The organism is Roseovarius sp. MMSF_3359, assembly GCF_030733385.1.
GTDB lineage: Bacteria > Pseudomonadota > Alphaproteobacteria > Rhodobacterales > Rhodobacteraceae > Roseovarius.
On the sequence record NZ_JASHJC010000010.1, the window covers coordinates 1 to 20,152 of the forward strand.

23 protein-coding genes and 1 tRNA gene are annotated in these 20,152 nt (G+C 61.3%); 3 read left to right on the top strand and 21 right to left on the bottom strand.

What is annotated here, in order from left to right:
* Positions 1-84: 84 nt before the first annotated feature.
* The 3 genes from RBB29_RS14620 to RBB29_RS14630 form a co-directional block, all read right to left on the bottom strand.
* The gene (locus tag RBB29_RS14620) at positions 85-1,557 is read right to left on the bottom strand and encodes a carboxypeptidase M32 (protein WP_306114415.1); all 1,473 of its coding nucleotides are present in this window, start codon (positions 1,555-1,557) and stop codon (positions 85-87) included.
* Between the two features lies 1 nt (position 1,558).
* Entirely contained in the window at positions 1,559-2,698 is a 1,140-nt protein-coding gene (gene ctaA, locus RBB29_RS14625; RefSeq protein WP_306114416.1) for a heme A synthase, read from the bottom strand.
* A gap of 65 nt (positions 2,699-2,763) precedes the next feature.
* Positions 2,764-3,504, bottom strand: a complete 741-nt coding sequence (locus RBB29_RS14630) for an RNA methyltransferase (RefSeq protein WP_306114417.1) — start codon at positions 3,502-3,504, stop codon at positions 2,764-2,766.
* A gap of 165 nt (positions 3,505-3,669) precedes the next feature.
* Here RBB29_RS14630 and RBB29_RS14635 point away from each other — a divergent pair, with 165 nt between their 5' ends.
* On the top strand, positions 3,670-4,290 hold the full coding sequence (locus tag RBB29_RS14635) for a thiamine phosphate synthase (protein ID WP_306114418.1): 621 nt from the start codon (positions 3,670-3,672) through the stop codon (positions 4,288-4,290).
* Here RBB29_RS14635 and RBB29_RS14640 read toward each other — a convergent pair.
* The 4 genes from RBB29_RS14640 to RBB29_RS14655 all read right to left on the bottom strand — a co-directional run bounded on the left by RBB29_RS14640 (position 4,287) and on the right by RBB29_RS14655 (position 8,110).
* On the bottom strand, positions 4,287-6,023 hold the full coding sequence (locus RBB29_RS14640; RefSeq protein WP_306114419.1) for an ankyrin repeat domain-containing protein: 1,737 nt from the start codon (positions 6,021-6,023) through the stop codon (positions 4,287-4,289). The two genes, RBB29_RS14635 and RBB29_RS14640, sit on opposite strands and share 4 nt — an antisense overlap.
* Positions 6,024-6,208: 185 nt before the next feature.
* A complete protein-coding gene (locus tag RBB29_RS14645) occupies positions 6,209-7,042 on the bottom strand; it encodes a 1-acyl-sn-glycerol-3-phosphate acyltransferase (RefSeq protein ID WP_306114420.1) in 834 nt (277 codons plus the stop codon).
* Positions 7,039-7,806, bottom strand: a complete 768-nt coding sequence (locus RBB29_RS14650) for a GNAT family N-acetyltransferase (protein ID WP_306114556.1) — start codon at positions 7,804-7,806, stop codon at positions 7,039-7,041. Before RBB29_RS14650 ends, RBB29_RS14645 begins: the two co-directional genes overlap by 4 nt.
* A 100-nt stretch (positions 7,807-7,906) precedes the next feature.
* Positions 7,907-8,110, bottom strand: a complete 204-nt coding sequence (locus RBB29_RS14655) for a DUF3553 domain-containing protein (RefSeq protein WP_306114421.1) — start codon at positions 8,108-8,110, stop codon at positions 7,907-7,909.
* A gap of 27 nt (positions 8,111-8,137) precedes the next feature.
* Between RBB29_RS14655 and RBB29_RS14660 the strand changes: the two genes are divergently transcribed.
* Positions 8,138-8,737: a histidine phosphotransferase family protein gene (locus RBB29_RS14660; RefSeq protein ID WP_306114422.1), complete on the top strand. Its 600-nt coding sequence runs from the start codon at positions 8,138-8,140 to the stop codon at positions 8,735-8,737.
* Here the strand turns inward: RBB29_RS14660 and RBB29_RS14665 are convergent.
* From RBB29_RS14665 to RBB29_RS14710, 10 genes are all read right to left on the bottom strand, one after another.
* Positions 8,734-9,999 (bottom strand): glutamate-5-semialdehyde dehydrogenase, encoded by a 1,266-nt coding sequence (locus tag RBB29_RS14665; RefSeq protein WP_306114423.1) that lies wholly within the window; start codon positions 9,997-9,999, stop codon positions 8,734-8,736. The two genes, RBB29_RS14660 and RBB29_RS14665, sit on opposite strands and share 4 nt — an antisense overlap.
* 49 nt (positions 10,000-10,048) lie before the next feature.
* A complete protein-coding gene (gene proB, locus RBB29_RS14670) occupies positions 10,049-11,155 on the bottom strand; it encodes a glutamate 5-kinase (RefSeq protein WP_306114424.1) in 1,107 nt (368 codons plus the stop codon).
* Positions 11,143-12,180 carry a GTPase ObgE gene (obgE, locus tag RBB29_RS14675; RefSeq protein WP_306114425.1) on the bottom strand — a complete coding sequence of 346 codons (1,038 nt, stop codon included), beginning with the start codon at positions 12,178-12,180 and terminating at the stop codon, positions 11,143-11,145. The genes proB and obgE overlap by 13 nt, the downstream gene beginning before the upstream one ends.
* 55 nt (positions 12,181-12,235) lie before the next feature.
* Entirely contained in the window at positions 12,236-12,745 is a 510-nt protein-coding gene (locus RBB29_RS14680) for a GNAT family N-acetyltransferase (protein ID WP_306114426.1), read from the bottom strand.
* Between the two features lies 1 nt (position 12,746).
* Positions 12,747-13,286 carry a GNAT family N-acetyltransferase gene (locus tag RBB29_RS14685; protein ID WP_306114427.1) on the bottom strand — a complete coding sequence of 180 codons (540 nt, stop codon included), beginning with the start codon at positions 13,284-13,286 and terminating at the stop codon, positions 12,747-12,749.
* The gene (locus tag RBB29_RS14690) at positions 13,283-13,888 is read right to left on the bottom strand and encodes a LysE family translocator (protein ID WP_306114428.1); all 606 of its coding nucleotides are present in this window, start codon (positions 13,886-13,888) and stop codon (positions 13,283-13,285) included. Before RBB29_RS14690 ends, RBB29_RS14685 begins: the two co-directional genes overlap by 4 nt.
* An 81-nt stretch (positions 13,889-13,969) precedes the next feature.
* The gene (gene rpmA / locus RBB29_RS14695) at positions 13,970-14,239 is read right to left on the bottom strand and encodes a 50S ribosomal protein L27 (RefSeq protein WP_306114429.1); all 270 of its coding nucleotides are present in this window, start codon (positions 14,237-14,239) and stop codon (positions 13,970-13,972) included.
* A gap of 11 nt (positions 14,240-14,250) precedes the next feature.
* Positions 14,251-14,952, bottom strand: a complete 702-nt coding sequence (locus RBB29_RS14700) for a 50S ribosomal protein L21 (RefSeq protein WP_306114430.1) — start codon at positions 14,950-14,952, stop codon at positions 14,251-14,253.
* Positions 14,953-15,166: 214 nt separating this feature from the next.
* Positions 15,167-15,997 carry a DUF2059 domain-containing protein gene (locus RBB29_RS14705; protein ID WP_306114431.1) on the bottom strand — a complete coding sequence of 277 codons (831 nt, stop codon included), beginning with the start codon at positions 15,995-15,997 and terminating at the stop codon, positions 15,167-15,169.
* Positions 15,994-16,833, bottom strand: coding sequence for a DUF2059 domain-containing protein (locus RBB29_RS14710; RefSeq protein WP_306114432.1), 840 nt, complete (start codon positions 16,831-16,833; stop codon positions 15,994-15,996). Before RBB29_RS14710 ends, RBB29_RS14705 begins: the two co-directional genes overlap by 4 nt.
* Positions 16,834-16,953: 120 nt before the next feature.
* On the opposite strand from RBB29_RS14710, the gene RBB29_RS14715 reads away from it, so the two are divergent.
* Positions 16,954-17,043: transfer RNA gene (locus RBB29_RS14715), tRNA-Ser, on the top strand.
* A gap of 252 nt (positions 17,044-17,295) precedes the next feature.
* Here RBB29_RS14715 and RBB29_RS14720 read toward each other — a convergent pair.
* From RBB29_RS14720 to RBB29_RS14735, 4 genes are all read right to left on the bottom strand, one after another.
* A complete protein-coding gene (locus tag RBB29_RS14720) occupies positions 17,296-17,877 on the bottom strand; it encodes a hypothetical protein (RefSeq protein WP_306114433.1) in 582 nt (193 codons plus the stop codon).
* A gap of 216 nt (positions 17,878-18,093) precedes the next feature.
* On the bottom strand, positions 18,094-18,711 hold the full coding sequence (locus tag RBB29_RS14725) for a hypothetical protein (RefSeq protein WP_306114434.1): 618 nt from the start codon (positions 18,709-18,711) through the stop codon (positions 18,094-18,096).
* Positions 18,712-18,920: 209 nt separating this feature from the next.
* Positions 18,921-19,340, bottom strand: coding sequence for a hypothetical protein (locus RBB29_RS14730; protein ID WP_306114435.1), 420 nt, complete (start codon positions 19,338-19,340; stop codon positions 18,921-18,923).
* A gap of 20 nt (positions 19,341-19,360) precedes the next feature.
* A complete protein-coding gene (locus RBB29_RS14735; RefSeq protein ID WP_306114436.1) occupies positions 19,361-20,149 on the bottom strand; it encodes a hypothetical protein in 789 nt (262 codons plus the stop codon).
* Positions 20,150-20,152 lie beyond the last annotated feature (3 nt).

The window sequence follows — 20,152 nt, forward strand, 5'->3', positions numbered from 1 at the left end:
GCGGCGGCGCTACGCGCCTTGATTCCGCGCGGGGCTCGAAATTGAGCGTCCAAATTAGGCTAAAAGCTGACCTTGCGAACGATACTAGACATCTGAGTAAAGCGTTCCGAACTTTTCTTCGAGATAGCTCATCAGCGGGACGGCAGTCGGTTCGGCGCCGCAGGCACGGGTGATGAGTTCACGAGGCTCGAAGAGCCCGCCATACTGCTGGACATTATTGCCGAGCCAAGTTGTTGCCGCCCCAAGATCACCTGCAGCGAGCTGTGCGTCCAGATCCGGAACCGCCTTGCGGAGCGTCGCATGCAGACAACCTGCATAAACATTGCCAAGGCTGTAGGTCGGGAAATAGCCAAACAAGCCGACGGACCAGTGCACATCCTGCAAACACCCATCTGACGCCCTTTCAACCGCATACCCGAAATCGGCGGCAAAACGGTCGTTCCACGCCGCCTCCAGATCGCCCACCGCCAAATCCCCCGAGATCAGCGCGCGTTCGAGATCGAACCGAAGCATGATATGCAGGTTATACTGCACCTCGTCGGATTCCGTGCGGATGAAGCCACGATAGACGCGGTTGACCGTGGCATAGAACGCGTCCGCATCGGCCACGCCCATATCGCCAAACCGCTCCCGCATCTGACCAAAAAGCCAGCCGCAGAAGGCCCGGCTGCGCCCAAGCTGGTTCTCGTAAATCCGGCTTTGGCTCTCATGCACCCCCATCGACACGCCCTGCCCCACTGGACTCAACGCATAGGCAGGGTCGATGCGCTGCTCGTAACACGCGTGCCCCACTTCATGGATCGTGGAATAGAGGCAGTTGAAAGGATCTTCGACGCTTGTGCGGGTGGTGATGCGCACATCATCGCCACTGCCCGAACTGAACGGATGCACCGCCTTGTCCAAACGCCCCCGCGCCATGTCATAGCCAAAGATCCGTGCCAGTTCGCGGGCCAGTTTCATCTGTTGCTGCGGGTCGTAATCGCCGCTGACAGGCGCACGTTCGGGATGGGCCAGGGCCTGCTGCCGGAGTGCCACCAGCCGCGGGCGCATCTCGTCGAACATGGCCTGAACGTCCGCCCCGGTCGCACCGGGTTCATAATCTTCCATCAGCGCGTCGTAGACATCCCCACCATCGGCGAGCGCCGCGCCTTCTTCGCGCTTAAGCCGCACGACCTCTTCCAGAACCGGCGCGAAGGCCGCAAAATCATCGGCCTCGCGTGCGGCGGCCCATTCCCCCTGCGCCCGGCTGGTCAGTTTCGCCAATGCCGTGGCCAGCGCCGCTGGCACGCGCCGGGTGCGCTCATATCCGCGCCGGATCAGGCGCAGCTGCGCGGCGCAAGCCTGGTCCGTGGCCTCGGCGGTGGCCAGCCAGTCACCCAACCGTGGATCGGTCCAGCGGGCATGGATCACTGCCTGCAGCGCGCCACTTTCCTCGGCCCGCTGTGCCGCCGCACCTCGGGGCATCATGGTTTCCTGATCCCAACCAAGACGACCGGCGACCTGCGACAAGGCTTCGGTATCGCGTTGAAACGCCATCAGCTCTTCATATGCGCTCACGTCAGTTCCCCCGGATGGATTGTGCCTGCGGATAGAGGCTCAGGAAGCGGGCGCGCAGGATCAGAACCCAAAGCGCCACCGCCAGCAATTGATGCACGATGGCCACCTGCCAAGGCGCGCCATAAAGGACGGTCATCACGCCCATGACGATCTGCGCCAGAAGCGCAATGAAGGCCGCCTTGAAGGCCACGCGGGTCGCCCCATTGGCGCTGCGCCGACCGCGCAGAAACACCACGACCGAGAAGGCAAGCAGCAGGTAGCCGGTAAGACGGTGGATGAACTGCACCAGCCCGGGATTTTCGAAGAAATTCCGCCAGCCAAGATCAGGCAACCAGATCGTCGCCGGGATCACCTGCCCGCCCATCAACGGCCAGTCGGTATAGCTGCGCCCGGCGTCGATCCCGGCCACAAGCGCCCCGATGAGGATCTGCAGGGCGGTGAAATGAAGCCAGCCGGTCGAAAGGCCAAAGAGCTTGGCCTCCTTGCCGCGCCGGGCCTGCATCAGTTCGCGTTCCTCCCGGCCCAGGAGCATGACATACCAGGCAATGAAGCCCAGGATGACAAAGGCAAGGCCAAGATGCGTGGCCAGCCGGTAGCTTGCCACATCCGTCATGCCGTGGCCCAGACCCGATGCCACCATCCACCAGCCGATCGCGCCCTGCAGGCCGCCCAGACCGCCCAGCATCAAAAGCCGCCCGGTCCAGCCGGTCGGAATCTTGCGGGTCGCGAGGAAAAACAGGAAGCCCACTGCCCAAACGAGGCCGATCACCCGCCCAAGCTGCCGATGGCCCCATTCCCACCAGTAGATGCGCTTGAAATCGGCGAGTTCCATCCAGCTATTCTGCACCTGGAATTCCGGAATTTCCTTGTACTTGGCAAACTCCGCATCCCAATCGGCGGCACTCATCGGCGGCAGCGCCCCGGTGATCGGCTTCCACTCGGTGATGCTCAGCCCGCTATCGGTCAGGCGGGTCAAACCACCCACGGCAATCATCACCACCACCAGCGCGAAAAGCACCATGAGCCAGCCGCGGATCGCCCCGCGCGCGCCGCCGCGCCCCTGGTCGATCATCCCGGTCTTGGGCGTCTCCCGCGGTGCCTCGTCGCCGACTTCTTCGAAAATACTGCGCTTGCCGCTCATGGCCTGGTCCCCCATCTTCGGGGCAGAGCCTAGTGCGCCCCTGCCCCCCCTTCAAGTTCCGCCGTTCACCGATCTTTCCAGCGGACCATCTGCCGCAGCACACCGTGCAACATCTGCACATCCGCGCGCGTCAATGGCATCCGGCTCCACATGTTGCGCAGGTTGATTTTCATCCCCTCCGCTTTGGCCTCGGGGAAGAAAAACCCGGCCTCTCCCAACCGCTCTTCGTAATGCGCGGCCAGCTTTTCGACCTCGATCTGCTCGGCCCAGTCGGTTTTGGCCATGTCCACCCGCTCGGGCGTCACCACACCTCGCGCGCGTCGCCACTCGTAAGCGGTCAACAGCACACATTGCGCCAGGTTGAGCGAGGCAAATTCCGGGTTCACGGGCACATTGATGATCGCATTGGCGCGGGCGATATCGTCGTTCTCAAGACCGGCGCGTTCTGGCCCAAAAAGCACGGCCACCTTTTCCCCGGCGGCGATCTTTTTGGCGGCAACTTCCATGGCCCGTTCGGGGCTCAGCACCGGCTTGGTCAGGCCCCGCGCCCGCGCTGTCGTCGCCATCACGAAATGACAATCCGTCAGCGCACCGGGGACGTCATCGCAAAGCATCGCCTCATCAAGCAAACGCCCCGCACCACTGGCCATGGCCACGGCGCTCGGATTAGGCCAGCCGTCGCGCGGCGCCACGATCCGCATCCGGTCCAAGCCGAAATTCCACATCGCCCGCGCCGCTGCCCCGATGTTTTCGCCCATCTGCGGCCGGACCAGCACGAAGGCGGGTTGCGGTTGTTCTGTCGGCATGACTATTGGCTCCGTTCTCCTGACCGCCTCATAGGCCAAAGACACGCCCGGGAAAACCCCGCCTGCCTTCTCATCTGGCCAAAAATACTCAAATCTTCGGAGGCGGATAGACCCGCAAGCCATTCCACGCTATAGCGGCGAAAATCCTATGCAGGAGCGCCCGAAATGGCCGAAGCCGAGCAGCCGCAGCTTTACCTCATCACCCCGTCCGAGTTCGAACTCAGCCGTTTTCCCGATCAACTCGCCAAGGTGCTCGATGCCCAGGAGGTTGCCTGCGTCCGCCTTGCTCTCGGCAGCCATGACGAAGACCGCATCGCGCGTGCCGCCGATGCCTGCCGCGAGGTCACCCATGCCCGCGACGTGGCCCTGGTGATCGACACGCATCTGATGTTGGTCGAACGGCTTGGCCTCGATGGTGTTCACCTCACCGATGGCGCCCGTTCGGTCCGCGCCGCGCGCAAGGAATTGGGCGCCGATGCGATTGTCGGCAGCTTCTGCGGCACCTCACGTCACGAGGGGATGAATGCGGGCGAATCCGGGGCTGATTACATCAGTTTCGGGCCCCTCGGTGCCTCGGGACTGGGGGACGGCTCCCGGGCCGATCACGGGCTTTTTGAATGGTGGTCGCAGATGATCGAACTGCCGGTGGTTGCCGAAGGTCACCTGGACGCAGAACTTGTGCGCGCGCTGGTGCCGGTTACCGACTTCTTCGGCATTGGCGACGAAATCTGGCGCAGCGATGACCCTCAGGCCGCGTTGACGCAGCTTGTGGACGCGATGGTCTAGGGCACGCGCCGCCACCGCTGCAAGATTGCCAGGATATCGGCGCTGGCGTGTTCTTCGGCCATCAACATAACCGTCTGCCCCGCGCCATCGCCAGCATCAAGATCTGCCCCCCGCTCCAGAAACAAGCGCACCGCATCGGCATGGTCAGCTCCCACGGCGAATAGAAGCGGCGTCATCCAGGCGTTTTCAGGTTTTTCCTTGGCCGGAAGGATCTCACCAAATCTCAGGTGAATGCGCGCCGGATCTTCGGTCAAGCGCGCCCTGATCTGCTCCAGATTTCCCCGTACCGCCGCGGTAAAGATATCCATCTCGAGGCCGTCGAACAAAGCGATCATGTCGGCATCTTCCGAGTGCAGGGCATACCCCATCGGCGTCGCATGGTAGTTCATGTCCCGGATCGTCGGGTTGGCCCCGGCGTCCAGCAGCATTTGCGCCAACGCCACATCCCCGGTCAGCGCCGCCTCATGCAGGGCCGTGGTGCCGTGCAACGCGTTCACATTGACCCCGAGGTCCAGCATGGCCCGCAGCGCCGCGCGATTGCCGCGCCGCACGGCGTCACGGAGCATATCGGCGGTGAGTTGGTCGCTGAGCAGCGATGGGTTTTCCTCAAGCAGATCCCGCGCCTGCGCCACGTCCCCGGCCATGCAGGCCACCTGCAACGCCTCTTCGGGTCCTAGCACCACAGTGGGCGCGCCTGCGTCCCGCAGCATTCGGGCGATCTCCACCTCGCCCATCAACTGCGCCACCTCATGCGGCAGCTTGCCCTCGGTACGGGTCTCGTAGGTATCGTCCGGTTTACGCAGATCGACGCCGTGATCGATCAACAGGCGAACGCGATCCGAATACCCGCTTTTGATCGCCTGGATAAGCTGGAAATGCAGCGTTTCGCTGGGATGGGGGATCAGCGTGTCCCCGTCTTCCACAAGCCAGTTGTTCTTGTCTTCGATGCTGAGGCCATACTCTAAAAGGAGTTCAAGATAGGTGTTATCGGGCTCAAAGCAGCGGTTATAACAGGCCTGGCTATCGTTCGGATTGGCGCCGTGATCCAGAAGCGCCCGGGCGAAGGCGACAAAGTCCGGATGCTCCGGCTGATTGACCGGCCCGCCCTCACCCTGACCAAAGACGCCGGTCAGCGCGGTGAACCGATACTGCCCGCCCCACATGTAAAAGGCATTCGGATCGGCCCCGCGCTCCAGAAGGCGCCGGCCCGCCGCCAGCGTCGAGCGGCCCGGAAGGCGTGCGTAGGTGGCATACATCAACGGCTCCCACCCGAAAAAGCCGCCCTTGCGATTGACGAGGTCGGGATCGCGATCAAGCCAGGCTTCGACACCCTCGACGTCACCGATCGCGGCGGCGGTATAGATGCTGTCCGTCGCAATTCCAGGATGGGCGTCCAGTAACGCGCTTGCCTGCTGGAACCGCTTCGGCCCGAAGTCCGGCACCGGTCCATAGGCAACGGTCACCAGGTCCAGAAACTGGTTGGCCATCTGATCCCCGCCCTCGTCGCTCATGCCCTCCACATGGCGTTTGAGCTTGGTCCAGCTTGAAAACCCATGGCTGCGCGCGATCACCAGCTGCGCCTGCTGCAGGCCGATGGTCTTCGGGTCGCCGAAATACGGGCCGACCTGTGCCAGCGCCGATGCGTCGTCATTGCGCACCTGCTTCAGCAGCGATTTCGCGCGTTTCCTGAGGTTTTCGAGGTTTGCATTTGCGGGAAGTGGGGTGATCGCCATGATCGACCTCCTTTCATCTCGTCCGGTATCCGCGCCCTCGGACCTGAAAAGAGGTGTGAGAGGTATCTGATCTTCGTTTCAGACGGGCTTGGCCCTTCCCGCGGATCGGTTGCCTTCTGAAAGGCAAATTGATCCTCGCATGTGCTCCGTCGCAAAACAAGCCGCCATGCCGGGAAAAGAAGGGGTCAGAGGTCTCGACGTTCCGGGGGCATCCCGCCGCGCACGGCCGCCTCCGCATGGGCGGCCAATGCCTTGCGCCCGTCGAAATCGCGGACCGGCACCGGGTCATGATAGATCACGCGGACCGATCCGTGTTTTGCGGCGGCCAGCACATGCAGCAGGTGCGGCCCAAAGGCCATGTGCCCCCACCAGCCGTAGAACCTCGGGTCTTGTCCTTGCGGCGCATGATAGATCACCGTGACCGGCTGCACGTAAAGCGTGTCACGCAGTTGAGGGCTGAAAAGTGCCTGAAAAAGCGTTGATTTAAAACGCAAAACCCGCATCCCGTCCGTTGACGTTCCTTCGGGAAAAAAGAGCAGTTTATGACCTGATAACAGCCGTTGTTCGAATAACTCGGTTTGCGCCCGCGCCTGTTTGGGATCGCGCGCGATGAAAACCGTCCCGACCAGACGCGCGAGAAAGCCAATCACCGGCCATCCCGCCACGTCGGATTTCGAGACGAAATAGATCCGCTTGCGGGCGTTCAGTGTGAAAATATCCAGCCAGGAGGCATGGTTTGCCACCACCGCACCGGGCATCTTCATCCGCGCGCCCGACGTTTCATGGCGCATACCCAGGATCAGAAACCAGGCGCGGGCGACCCATTGGGTGATATGGGGGCTCAGTGGTCGGTTCTGTTTGCAGAACGGTATTTCGATCAGCCGCAGGAAAAGAGCGACCGTCACGCCCGCCACGAGGATCAGCACCATGGCGACCCCACGCACCAGCACCCGCAACCACCCGGCGGGCGTGATGGGCGGCAGGGGCAATTCCTCGTCGGGGTTCCAGGTTGAACTCACCCGACAACCCCTTTTGAATAAATGTTTTTTTGTTTCTCGTTGAGCTTCGAGGTGTCGAGGATCAGGCACACATCCGTGGTGTTAAATGCGTGATCCACATAGGCGCCATCGCCCACATACCCCCCAAGGCGCAGATAAGCCTTGATGAGCGCAGGGACCTGCAACATGGCCGCGCGCCGGTCGAGCCTGTCGGCGGGAAGAAGGTCGAGCCTTTGGTAATGGTCCTCGCGGGCCCGAACACGCAAATCGTCCGGGGCCAGATGCCGGTGATGCAAAAGCGAAAGCGGCTGCGCCAGGGCATCGGGATCGACGCCATGGAAACTCGCCACACCGAAGAGTATATCGATTTCATGTTCCGCAACGTATTGCGCAAGACCGTTCCAGAGGTGGTACATCGCCGTCCCGCCGCGATACTCCGCATCGAGGCATGAACGGCCAAGCTCCATCAGCTTGCGTCCCGATGCCTTCAGCACCGAAAGGTCATATTCACCTTCGGAATAGAACTGACCGGCCGCCGCGGCCTGATCGTCCCGCAAAAGGCGATAGACCCCAACAACCGTGCCGTCCCGTGCATGGTCGATCAGCAGCAGGTGGTCGTAATGCGGATCAAACCGGTCCCGCTCCAGCCGGGCGTCGTGATCGACCAGGGGGCCATCCCCGCCCAACTCCTCGACAAAAACGCGGTATCGCAACGCCTGAGCCGCCTGGAGCTCGGCATCGGTGCTGGCCAATTTCACCTGAAATCCTGTCGTCTCTTGACGCATGTTCATCCCGGCTCTTCCCCTTCCCCAGACTTTTATGAAAGCCCTCCGGCAAAGGCAATCACTCCCCAAAAGGTTAGCTAGAACTCTCCCTATGCGTGTGTTAACCTTCTGGTAACTCTGTTGGGGGATTAAAGACCGGTATGAGTGAAACGCGCCGTCCATCAATGACGACTTTCCCGGCGTTCGGGAAATTCACCGTGACCTTTCCGGCGATGTTCGATTGCACCTGTCCCGTTCCCCAATCGGGCTGGTCCGGATGCGACACCAACATGCCGGGTTCCAGTAATGCGTTAAGTTCCGACATCCCCTGACTACCCCTGGAGTATCCCCTTTGACCCACGATACCGCGAATGTTGCCGCGCTGATAGGCTCCCGTATCTGCCACGACCTGATAAGCCCGGTGGGCGCGGTCACCAACGGGCTTGAATTGCTGGCGATGTCCGGTGTGGGGGACAGCCCGGAACTGTCGCTGGTCAACAGTTCCGCCGCCGATGCAAGCGCGCGGATTCGCCTTTTCCGGTTGGCCTTTGGCACCGCAAGCGACGGACAGACGACCGGGAATGACGAACTCAGGCGGATATTCAGGGATCACTATTCTGATGGCCGGTTGGAAGTCACCTTCCACCCGCAGGACGATGTGCCGCGAAAGACTGCCAAGGCGGTTGTCCTTGCGGTTCTTTGCGTGGAACAATCCCTGCCCTTCGGTGGGCAGATCGACATCACGTCAAATAACGAGACCTGGGCGGTGACGGGCACGTCGGACCGGATCAAGACCCGCGAGCCGCTGTGGGACGGGCTTCGCGGCCTCGCCCCGCTGGAGGATCTGGCGCCTGCGGACGTGCAGTACCTTTTGCTGAGCGTGTTGCTCGCCGCGATGGACCGGTCTTGCGCCATCGCTGCGTCAGACAATGACGTGCGCCTGTCCTTCTAGGCCCGCACCGTCCCATCCCCGTCGACAAGGTATTTGAAGCTGGTGAGCTGTGCCGCGCCAACCGGACCCCGGGCGTGCATCTTGCCCGTCGCAATGCCAATCTCGGCGCCCATGCCGAACTCACCACCATCAGCAAACTGCGTCGAGGCATTGCGCATCAGGATCGCGCTATCGAGCCGGGCAAAGAACTGCGCTGCGGCCTCGTCGTCTTCGGTCACGATGCAGTCGGTGTGGTTCGAGCCGTAGCGGCGGATATGGTCAACCGCCTCATCCAGGTTCGCGACCACCCTCGCGGCGATAATCATGTCAAGGAATTCCGCACCCCAGTCGGATGAGCTTGCCGCCGTAACGCTTTCAATTGATTGAAGTGTTTCATCTCCACGAACCTCCACACCCGCGTCGAGAAGCGCGCGCACAACCCCCTGGCCAATGGTGCTGACCAGGTCGCGATGAATCAAAAGGCACTCCGCAGCGCCGCAGATACCCGTCCGACGGGTCTTGGCATTCATCACGACTTTGAGCGCCTTTTCGGGGTCGGCTTCGGCGTCGAGATAGATATGCACGATGCCTTCGAGATGGGCAAAGACCGGCACCCGTGCTTCCCGCTGGACCAACCCGACAAGCCCCTTGCCGCCGCGCGGTACGATCACATCAACCGTGTCGGTCATGGTCAGCAACTCCTGCACCGCGGCACGATCGCGGGTCGGGACAAGTTGGACCGCATCAGCAGGCAACCCGGCCTTTTCCAGGCCCTCAACCAGGCAGGCATGGATCGCACCGGAGGAATGGAAGCTCTCGGACCCGCCGCGCAGGATCACCGCATTGCCGGATTTGAGGCAAAGCGCGCCCGCATCGGCGGTGACGTTCGGGCGGCTTTCATAGATCACTCCGATCACGCCCAGGGGTGTGCGTACCCGCCGGATGTGCAGACCGGTATCCATGTCCCATTCGGCCAGAACCTCCCCCACCGGATCATCCTGCGCCGCCACGGCCCGCAGGCCGTCAACGATCCCCTGGATCCGCGCCTCATCCAGCATCAGCCGGTCCATCATCGCATCCGAAAGACCCTTGTCGCGGCCATAATCCAGATCTTTTTCATTGGCGGCAATGATCTCGCCCCGGCGCGCCCAGACAGCATCGGCGGCAGCCTCAAGCGCGGCTTGCTTGCTCTCGGCACTGGCCGTGGCCAGCGCAGCAGCGGCGGATTTGGCGCGGGCGCCGAGATCGGCCATCAGCGCGGGGATGTTCTCAAGATCTTTCATCGGCCATGTCCTCGGATCATGTTGCGGGTCACTCTATCATCAAGCGGCATCAGAACGCCATATCGTCGCGGTGGATCAGCGGTCCGCGGCCCGGGTAGCCCAGAACATCCTCGATATCCTGACTGCGTAACCCCTTGATCTTGAGCGCATCTGCGGCGTCATAGCGGGTCAGCCCCTGCCCCAGCCCGTGACCTTCGCTATCGCGTATCTCAACCGCATCGCCACGGCCAAATGGCCCTGACACGGCGGTCACACCGGCGGCAAGCAGGCTGCTGCCCTTGCGCAACGCCCCTGCGGCGCCCGCATCGACCGTCACGCAGCCCCGCGGTTTCATCGCGGCAATCCAGGCCTTGCGTTTCTGCTGCGGATCGCCCTGGGCCAGGAACCAGGTGCAGGCGGCCCCGTTTTCAAGCGCCTGTACCGGGTGCAGTACCGACCCTTCGGTGATGACCATATCGCACCCCGCCGCCGTGGCGGTCTTGGCGGCCATCAGCTTGGTTTTCATCCCGCCCTTGCTCAGCCCCGATCCGGCATCTCCGGCCATCGCCTCGATCTCGGGCGTGATTGCCTCGATCAGGTCAAACCGCCGCGCTGATGGGTCCTGCGCCGGGTTGGCAGAATAAAACCCGTCCACGTCACTCAACAGGATAAGCTGATCCGCCCCGGCGGTGACCGCCACCTGCGCCGCCATCCGGTCATTGTCGCCATAGCGGATTTCGTCCGTGGCGACGGTGTCGTTTTCATTGACGATCGGAATGACGCCCAGTTTCAGGAGCTGCTCCAGCGTGGCGCGGGAATTGAGGTAGCGTCGCCTGTCCGCACTATCTTCCAGCGTGACAAGCACCTGCGCTGCCTTTAGCCCGTGTTCACTAAGGGCGCGGTCATAGGCACCGGCGAGCTTGATCTGCCCGACGGCGGCGGCAGCTTGCGATTGCTCCAGCGACAATTCTGTTGCCGGTAATTCAAGCGCGTTGCGGCCCATGGCAATCGAGCCGGAGGAGACCAGCAACACATCCGTCCCACGCGCTCTGAGGCGTGCCACATCAGCAGCAAGTGCCGCCAGCCAATCGGCGCGCAAATCACCGCTGTTGCGGTCGACCAGCAGGGCGGAGCCGATCTTGATGACCAGGCGTTTGGCGTCCTTCAGGGTTGCCACGGCTCGACATCCGTCTCTTCGGGTTTCATACGCAGTTTGCCTTCGTCGATCTGACCGCGAAGGGCGCGCAGAACCTCTGTTACCCCGTCACGGGCCACGCCGGACATGGTCATGACCGGCCCGCCGGACGCCTTTTCCAAGTCGGCAACCCGTTCGGCACGCTCTTCGTCGCTCAAGGCGTCGATCTTGTTCAGCACGGTCACGCGCGGCTTGTTGGCCAGCACATCGCCATAGGCTTCGATCTCGTGGATGATCGTCGCGTAATCCTCGGCCACGGTCTCTGAGGTGCCATCGACGAGGTGCAAGAGGACCGAGCAGCGTTCGACGTGACCAAGGAAGAGATCTCCCAGCCCCCTACCCTCGGACGCGCCGTCGATCAGGCCCGGGATATCCGCCACGACGAACTCCACGTTGTCAACGCCCACCACCCCGAGATTGGGATGCAGCGTGGTAAACGGATAATCCGCGATCTTGGGCCGCGCATTGGATGTAGCCGCGAGGAAAGTGGATTTGCCCGCATTGGGCAGGCCCAGAAGCCCCACATCGGCAATCAGCTTGAGCCGGAGCCAGATCGTGCGTTCGACCCCCTCCTGCCCCGGATTGGCGCGACGCGGGGCCTGATTGGTCGAGGATTTGAAATGCAGGTTGCCAAAGCCGCCATTGCCGCCGCGCGCCAGTTCGACCCGCTGACCCACCTCGGTCAGGTCGGCAATCACCGTCTCCTGATCCTCGTCCAGCACTTCGGTGCCAACGGGCGCGCGCAACACGATATCATCGCCATCCTTGCCGGTGCGCTGCTTGCCCATGCCGGGTTGACCGTTCTTGGCAAAGAAATGCTGCTGATATCGGAAATCAATCAGCGTGTTCAGCCCATCGACCACCTCGATCCAGACCGAACCGCCCTTGCCGCCATCGCCACCATCGGGGCCGCCATATTCGATGTATTTCTCGCGCCGGAAGCTCACGCAGCCGCCGCCGCCCGCACCGGACCGGATATAGACCTTCGCTAGATCGAGAAATTTCATGGGTCACGGTCCTTTGTGGCGTCCGTCATTGCGATAGAGGGAAAACTGGCGGCGCTCAAGCCTGCGGGGCATCGAGCGTGAAGGTGCGGATCGGAAAATCGCCGTTGCGGGAGGCGCAAAAGCCTGTGCAGGCGGCGCCCTCGGCAAAGCCGAGCTTCGTCAGAACATGTGCCGAGGCTGGATTGTCCTCGAAAACACAGGCTTTGAGGCCCGGCCACCTGCCCGTGGTAAAGGCATGATCGACCACGGCGCGACCCATTTCGGTGGCATACCCCCGGCCCCACTGCGCTTGTGGCAGCATGTAGCCGAAATCGCCGTCCGGGCCGACACCCACCGTGCCAATCAAATCCGATCCAGCAAGAGCAACGAGCCAGCCGCCCTTATCCCCAAACCCGACGGCGCAGCGTTTTTCGGTAAAGGCGGGATCGGCGGGCCAGGGCCATGTCCCGGTGTGACGCACAACGTCAAAGTCGCCCACCATGACCTGCATATCGCCCGCATCCGCGACCGTCACGGGCCGCAGCAGCAGACGTTCAGTCCGCAGGATCTCGCCCCCACTCTCCATCTCATTCAAACCGCCGGCTGTAGGTCCAGGTGGGCACCGTGGTGCCGCGCGCGACCGCATAGCTTTCGGCATCGCCCAGGTATTGGAACCCGCAATTGGTCAGGACCCGGGCGGAAGCCGCGTTGTCCTGGAACACGCTGGCGAAGATGTTGGCGCAGTCCTGCGGGTTCGCGGCCACCAGCGACGATACCGCGGCAGAGGCCACACCGGTGTTCCAATAGGCGGGCGCCACCCAATAGCCGACCTCGGATTGGTTGCGGTCGAGGCGCGTGAGACTGATGAGGCCCATCACCTCGTCACGGCCCGATTTACTGCCATCCATGGCCCAGAAATCCTCGATCCGGTCCTCGGCCATGGCGCGCGCAATCATCGCTTCGGTCAGACCCGGCGGCAGCGGATGCGGGATTGACGTGGTGTTCATCGCCACGCGCGCATCGCCTGCGTTCATCGCGATCAGCCCCGCGTCGGACGCCCGCAACGGACGCAGGTCAAAATGGACCGTTTCGATCACCGGCTGATTTACAATCGTATCAAGTTTCATCTGCTCTCTCCTCCGAACAGTACAAACAGCACCGAGGCGACGGTCAGTCCCGCCAGTGCCCACATCAAGTATTTCTCGGCCGGTTTCCCGGCGACGGTCTGCGCGATCCGGTCTCCTCCATAGGACCAGATCGGGTGCAGAACGACCTGCAATGCCAAGAATGAGATGGCCACCGCAAGCGTCGCCTGCAAGGCCGGGGTGCCTGGGCTCACGAAATTGGTAAATCCCGCGACGATCATCGCCCAGGCCTTGGGGTTGAGCGGATGCACGAGTAATCCGGCGGCAAATCCCGGCGCCTTCGCGACACTGCGCCCGGCCTCAAGGCGCATGTTGGCCACCTTCCACGCAAGCCAGCAGATATAGGCCGCCGACGCCCATTTGAGCGCGGCAAAGATGCCCGGGGCCTGTTCTGCAAGCTCCATCAAGCCAAACCCGACGGGCCAGATCACAAGCTGCTTGCTCACGACGACACCGGCCACGAATGGCAAGGCCGCCCGGAACCCGAACCGTGCGCCCGTGACCAAGAGCGCCATATTGGCAGGGCCCGGTGTTCCGATCTGGCTGGCCCCGAAGACGACCAAACTGATGACGGCAACGCTCATCTCGGTTGCTTTCCTGCAAAACGAAAAAGGGACCGGCGGTATCGCCGATCCCCTGAATTTGTCAAAACCCTTTCGGTCGGCTTATTCGGCGGCCTCCGCCACTGGCAGGACCGAAATAAAGGTACGGCCCTTGAGACCCTTGTGGAATTTCACGGCGCCTTCGACAGTTGCAAAGATGGTGTGATCCTTGCCCTGGCCCACGCCTTCACCCGGCCAAAACTTGTTGCCGCGCTGGCGCGCGATGATGTTTCCGGGGATGACAGCTTCGCCACCGTATTTCTTTACACCAAGGCGGCGACCGGCTGAGTCGCGGCCGTTACGGGATGAACCGCCTGCTTTCTTATGTGCCATCTCGTCTCTCCTTAGCCTTTAGCCAGTTCTTTGGCCTGTGCGATCCAGCCTTCACGCTCGATCCGGCCTTTGAACGACAGTTTCTCGTCCATAGCAGCTACGTCGTCTTCCGTCCATGCTGCGATCTGGGCGAATGTTGTGACGCCCGCTTCAAGCAGTTTCTTCTCAAGCGCCGGGCCAACGCCGCTCAGCTGCTTGAGATCGTCCGCGCCCTTGTCAGCCTTGGCGGCTTTCTTCGGGGCTTCCTTCTTGGCGGCCTCTTTCTTCGGCGCGGCTTTCTTGGGCTCAGCCTTGGCTTCTGCCTTCTTCGGCGCGGCCTTCTTGGCCGGTGCCGTCGATACCGCAGCGGCAGACACCGAACCGGCACCCATCGCGGCTTTGACGCCCGACTTGTCGGCACCCTTTTCAAGGATGTCGGTCACGCGCAGAACGGTCAGTTGCTGACGATGGCCCTTCGTGCGCTGGCTGCCGTGCTTACGGCGACGCTTCACGAAATGGATGACCTTGTCACCCTTGATCTGGTCAACGACCTCGGCCTGAACCGCGGCACCGTCCACGAGGGGTGCGCCGACAACCGGCTTGTCACCGCCCAGCATCAGAATCTCGTTGAATTGAACTTTCTCACCGGCATCCGCTGCAAGTTTCTCAACACGAAGCATGTCACCCGAGGACACCTTGTATTGCTTGCCACCGGTCTTGAGGACCGCAAACATTTGCTTTTCCTTCACATTTTCGCGTCCGCCGGTCCCCCTTTTCGGGGCGTTTCGGCCTCTTGGCCACCTTGAACAGCGCGCCCTTCCGAGCGATATTTCCATAACCCGGACAGGGACCACCCCTGCCGAGATGCGCGCTTATCAAGGCAAATCGGGTGCAAGTCAAGCCCTGTCTTGGCGGACCTCAGGACAATCAATGCGACCGCTCAGGTCCTCAAAGTGGGGTGCTCCTGAGTTGATCGCCAATCGCCCGGCCCATCAGGTAGGAAATCTCTTCATACATGCGATCGAAGGACGCGAAAATCGCCCTGTTCACCTCCCGCCCCTCAGCCGTGCGGTAAAGCGCGGCATAAGCCGCCAACTGCGCCGGATCGAGTGGTTCATAAGCCACCATCAGAAACGCCCCGAGCCATTCCGCCGAGGACTGCCGCGTGTCGTCCTCCTGCGACCAGACATCGGCGAAGATCTCGTCCTCTGTCGCGTCATAGGCCCCGCCGTCGCGCAAGCCGCGATAGAACATCAGGCTCGCGTTGAGCGTCCCCATCACGTTGAACTCGATCAGGTCGCTGTCATCAATCAGCTCGGCGATCTGTGCCGACAGGTCGGGGTCGTCTTCCTCAAGCGTCTGAAATCGCGCCATTGCCGCGTCCTCGGCCGCCGCATCGAGGAAAACCCGCCGCGCCGCCAGTTCGGATGCGATGACCTCCTGCCCCTCGACGGATGCAAAATAGTCCACCACGGGCCCAATATCCGCACCTTGCAGTTCCTCCCGGAAATCGTTGCTCACCACGGCGAACATGTTTTCCGTATCGTAAAGCCGCGCCACATCCTCGGCCCACCCTGCCTCATCCACATCAGGGATCAATTGACGTCCGACCTCCCCGCCATATCGCAGCCCTTCAAGATGCATGATCTCGACGGTTTCTTCAAAGCGCAGCAGCGTGATCAGCCGGTCGATATCGTCATCGGGTTCCGCAATGGCGGGGACCGCGAGCGCGGTGAACAGGCCGAACGCGGCGCATCCCCGCCGCAGGAGATGGATCAAAGTTCCAGACCCGGCGACAGATCCGCCAGCCGATCCGCCAGAACCTCGAACCGGTTGGCCATGATCTCGTACTGGACGGCATTCATCAGCACATAAACCTGTTTCATATCCGGATGCTCCAGCGCCTCGGCATAAGCCAGGAGGTCGTCATCGGACATGTCGCGATAGGTATAGGCCGCGGAAACAAGCCCCGACGCCTTCAGATCCTCGCGCAATTCTTCTTCAGATTCCTTCAAAAGCGCCCGCAGCGCATCCGCGTCGATCTCGTTTTCCAGAACACCGGCATTCGATGCGGCCATGAGGAAGCGGAACTGGATCTCATGCAGGCCCTTCACCGCTGTGCCGGCGCTGTCGATCGCGTCGTTCATCCGCTGAAGGTATTCCAACCGTTCACCGCCCTCTTCGACGATCTTCGTGCCCTCTGCCATCCGGCGCTCGTTGTCTTCGTCCATATGGGCAAGGTTCTCGATCTCGACCAGACGTTGCCCAAGATCCGAGGCATAGAAGTCAACCGCATGGGTCAGGAGCGCGTCATCAAGCGTGTGCGACAGGATATCAAGCGCGGTTTCCCGCATCCCGTCGGTCTCGAAAACCTCATCGGCCGTGTGCGACCAATCGGCGCCGAAATCATCCGCCGCCATGCCCAACATCGACGGCGCATCCTTCGCCGAAAGCGCAATGCTCTCCAACGCCACGTCAAAACCGGTCACTTCAAGGAAGGTCTCCAACCGTGCGCGATCCGCAGCAGATGCAGGCGCGATGCTGAACGCCATCATGCATAGAAGCGTGGCCCCGAGCAGGAACGGCCGATGGAATTGGCGGAAAGTGAACGTCATGGCAAATCGGCCCTCATTGTTTTCCTCACCCCTTATACCTAGGAAAATTCTGGGGCCAAACAATGCAAAACCCCTTGTCTCTGTTTCCAAAGCTTATTAAACGCCCCGCAAGACCCCCGCGGAGAGGTGCCGGAGTGGTCGAACGGGGCGGTCTCGAAAACCGTTGTGGGTGCAAGCCTACCCAGGGTTCGAATCCCTGTCTCTCCGCCACATTATCCCACACGAAAAGGTGTTCCTGTTGAATCCTGGCGCTTAGCGCTCACCGCTTACAAGGGTATGATCTCTGGAGCGGCAACGCCAGATTGGCATCGCGAAAGCAAGAATGGCTGGCTTTTACATGGTCTTCAATTGTCGAATGGCCCCAAGTCATGGATGGCGACAGCAAAAGCGAAAGGCAGCAAGGATGGCGCCGGGACCGCTGACAGCTCATTGAACCTGTAGGGTTGTTCAACGAGGGCTAACCTAACGCAGGGATTTCTGCCGGGTACGGGTCATGATCCAGGTTTCCAACTGCCCGACGCTGTCAGCCTGAACATAGGGGTTGCCCTGGCGCGAAATCAGCACGTCGCGCTGGACGACGACCGCTGTACTGCCTTCGGGCAGCGCATAGGTGTACCCCGCAAACCGGTCCATCCATGCCGCGGCCTTGTGGGACCGCTGAACAAAGCTGGTCTTGCTGATCTCACCGGATCTTGACGCGCGATAACCATAGGCACGCAATTCTCCGAAACTCGACCGGAGCGCCCGTTCCACCCGACCCCTCGGCGCCGCAATGCGCATGCAGAACGGTTTTGGCGGGCTCGTGCGCCAGATTGCAGGAGAACCCTTGATCCGGTCGGGCCTCTCCATCCGGGCCAGGGCAATCAACCCGACACCGCCGCCTTCACTCAACCCCTCCCGCACGCCAAGGATCGCGCCTTCCCGCGCCGCCGATCCCCAGGTCGTGAGATAGAACTCGGTCACGAACTGCGGCATCCGGGTGTTGGACGAGACATTCTTGCAATCCGGAAGCGTATCAAGGCTCGAAGCTGAACGGTTGACCATTGGAGGCTGCCCCGGCGCGGCACAGCCGGTCAAACTTACACCAAGAAAAAAGAGGGCCATCCAACGACGAACGCGCCGCCTGCCGGAGAGATATCGAAAGTTGAACATGACCCCGCGCGTTGAATTCCGCTCCATCAAAGATTGCCCCTGGAGATAAGCCACCTGGATAACACCGTTTGAAGACCCCGGTATTTCAAAACGCCTCACAACCTGCCCTCAGTAGGCCTGCATAAACGCGTGTACACCTTTACCGAACTCCATCATTTGTTGTGCATCTTCATAAGAAATCACACCGGTGGACGCCGCATTTCGGATGTATTGGCGTACATATTCGGCATCCCGGGCATCCAGGTTCAAGGCCTGGTTACCGAATACCTTTTTTGCGGCCGGTTGAATGCGCTCCTCAAGGGTCTGCTGGCATATTCCTGCCTTCGCGACCCCGAAAGTACTCTTGGCCATCTTTCCGAGGGTAGCACCGAGGAGACTTGGTTTGCCGTTGCTTCCCAATGCAATGGCCCCCGCTCCCATGGCCACGACATCTCCGCCATCAAAGCCGATGAAATTTTCCAGAAGCCTGTCGGTGCAGACGGCATACGCGATGTGTTTGGTACAAGACATTGCCGGCGCGACAAGGTTCGGTGAATTCCTTGTCGCGAAGTGACGTCGCTCCACGTCTTTACCCAGAACAGAAAAATAAGCGATCATCTCCTGTTGTACTTCTGAAAACACCAGCTTTTCCGGGCAAGCGCCGAGCCGGTTACCGGCAACCTGCGAAAACGCAGGCAAGCTAAGGCAAAAGCTCAGAAAAATGGCCAGATATGAACTACGTCGCATTTAAAAACCCCCGTATTGATACCTTGTCACAGTTGGCAAGGTGGTAAGTGTCTTGTCAAAAAAGCCACGTCAGATGACCTGCAATGCCTTGGACCGCGCCAAACATCCGGAAAGTGACGCCAGGCAATTCGAGAAACGATGCGCTGACCGCCACCGCAGGTCCAGGTTTTTGCCCCCAATTGGACCAGCCAACTGGGGGCAATCCAAATTCAGATCACGACAACATTCGCAAATGAGTTGATCGCCGCTTTGCGTTGCTTGATCCGGGCGCGTAATGCTGCCGCCTGTTGCGGATCGCTGGTGCGGGACAGGCGGTTTACGTCCGAGTTCAGCGCGTTGATCTCGCGGTTGATCGACGACACCTGACCTGATGACAGCCGCTGCGCCGCTTGCAGGTCTCTGATCCGTGAATTCGCCCGGCTGATCGCGATGCGCTCCCGCTCCACTTCCTTGGCGATGGTCGCCTGGTTCAGTTTCAGGTTCTGTTGGCGCGTCTCGAAATGCCCGCCGCTGCTGCACATGGCCGAGGACAGGACATTGTTCACCTGGTTCGGGTCACAGGAACCGGCGTCCATGCACGCGGTCAGCGACATGGCCCCGATCAGCCCCAAGGATACTCCTACTTTCATGATCTTGTCCTTTCACATGATCAGAGTGCCGAACGGGAAATGGAGTCCACAAGCGCGTTATAGCTCTTGGTCGTCGCATTTTGTTCGTTGGTGATCTGGTTCTTGCGGCTTGCCAGTTGGTTGGACTGTTTCGACCCCTTCTGCGAGAGCGATGCCGAGCTGCTCTTCATGGCGTTGGACGCCTTGCGGAGCTGTTGTGCGTCGGCGCGGGCATCGGCACGGGCCAGTTGCAATTGCTCTTTGGTCGCACGACCGGCTTTGACCTCACGCTTCAGGCTTGAGAGCTTGCGCTGATGGTACTGCGCGACGCGCTGCGCCTTCTGACGGGCCGAGCGGGCGGTTGTCAACTGGTTGGCTGAGATCCTGATCCGACGCTTGAGCGCATTTTCAGCCTGGGCCGCAGCATTTTGACGCTTGGCCTGCTCCTTGCCCTTCTTGGCACCATAAGCGGCGCCCGCAGCGCCCGCGCCCACGGTTGCCACGGCGGTCTGCTTGTCGTTGCAATCTGCGAGCCGACACCCGAAGTAACCGCCTAGCGCCCCAACGCCGCCTCCAATCAGACCGCCCTGCAAGGCGAAGTTGGCTTGCCGGCGAGCGGCCGCGCGTTGTTCCTGCTCCAGCGAAATCAGTTTTTCGGACTGGCTCAGCAGCCGGATGGCCTCCGGGCTCAAATTGCCCTTCGTCGCCAGGCTCGGCCCGCCACCGGTGGTTTCCACACATCCGGCCAGCATCGCCACAATGGCGAACACCCCAAATAATCCCCTCATTCCAAACATCGTTACTTCCTCCTTGTTACCTTTGATTTTCAAAAC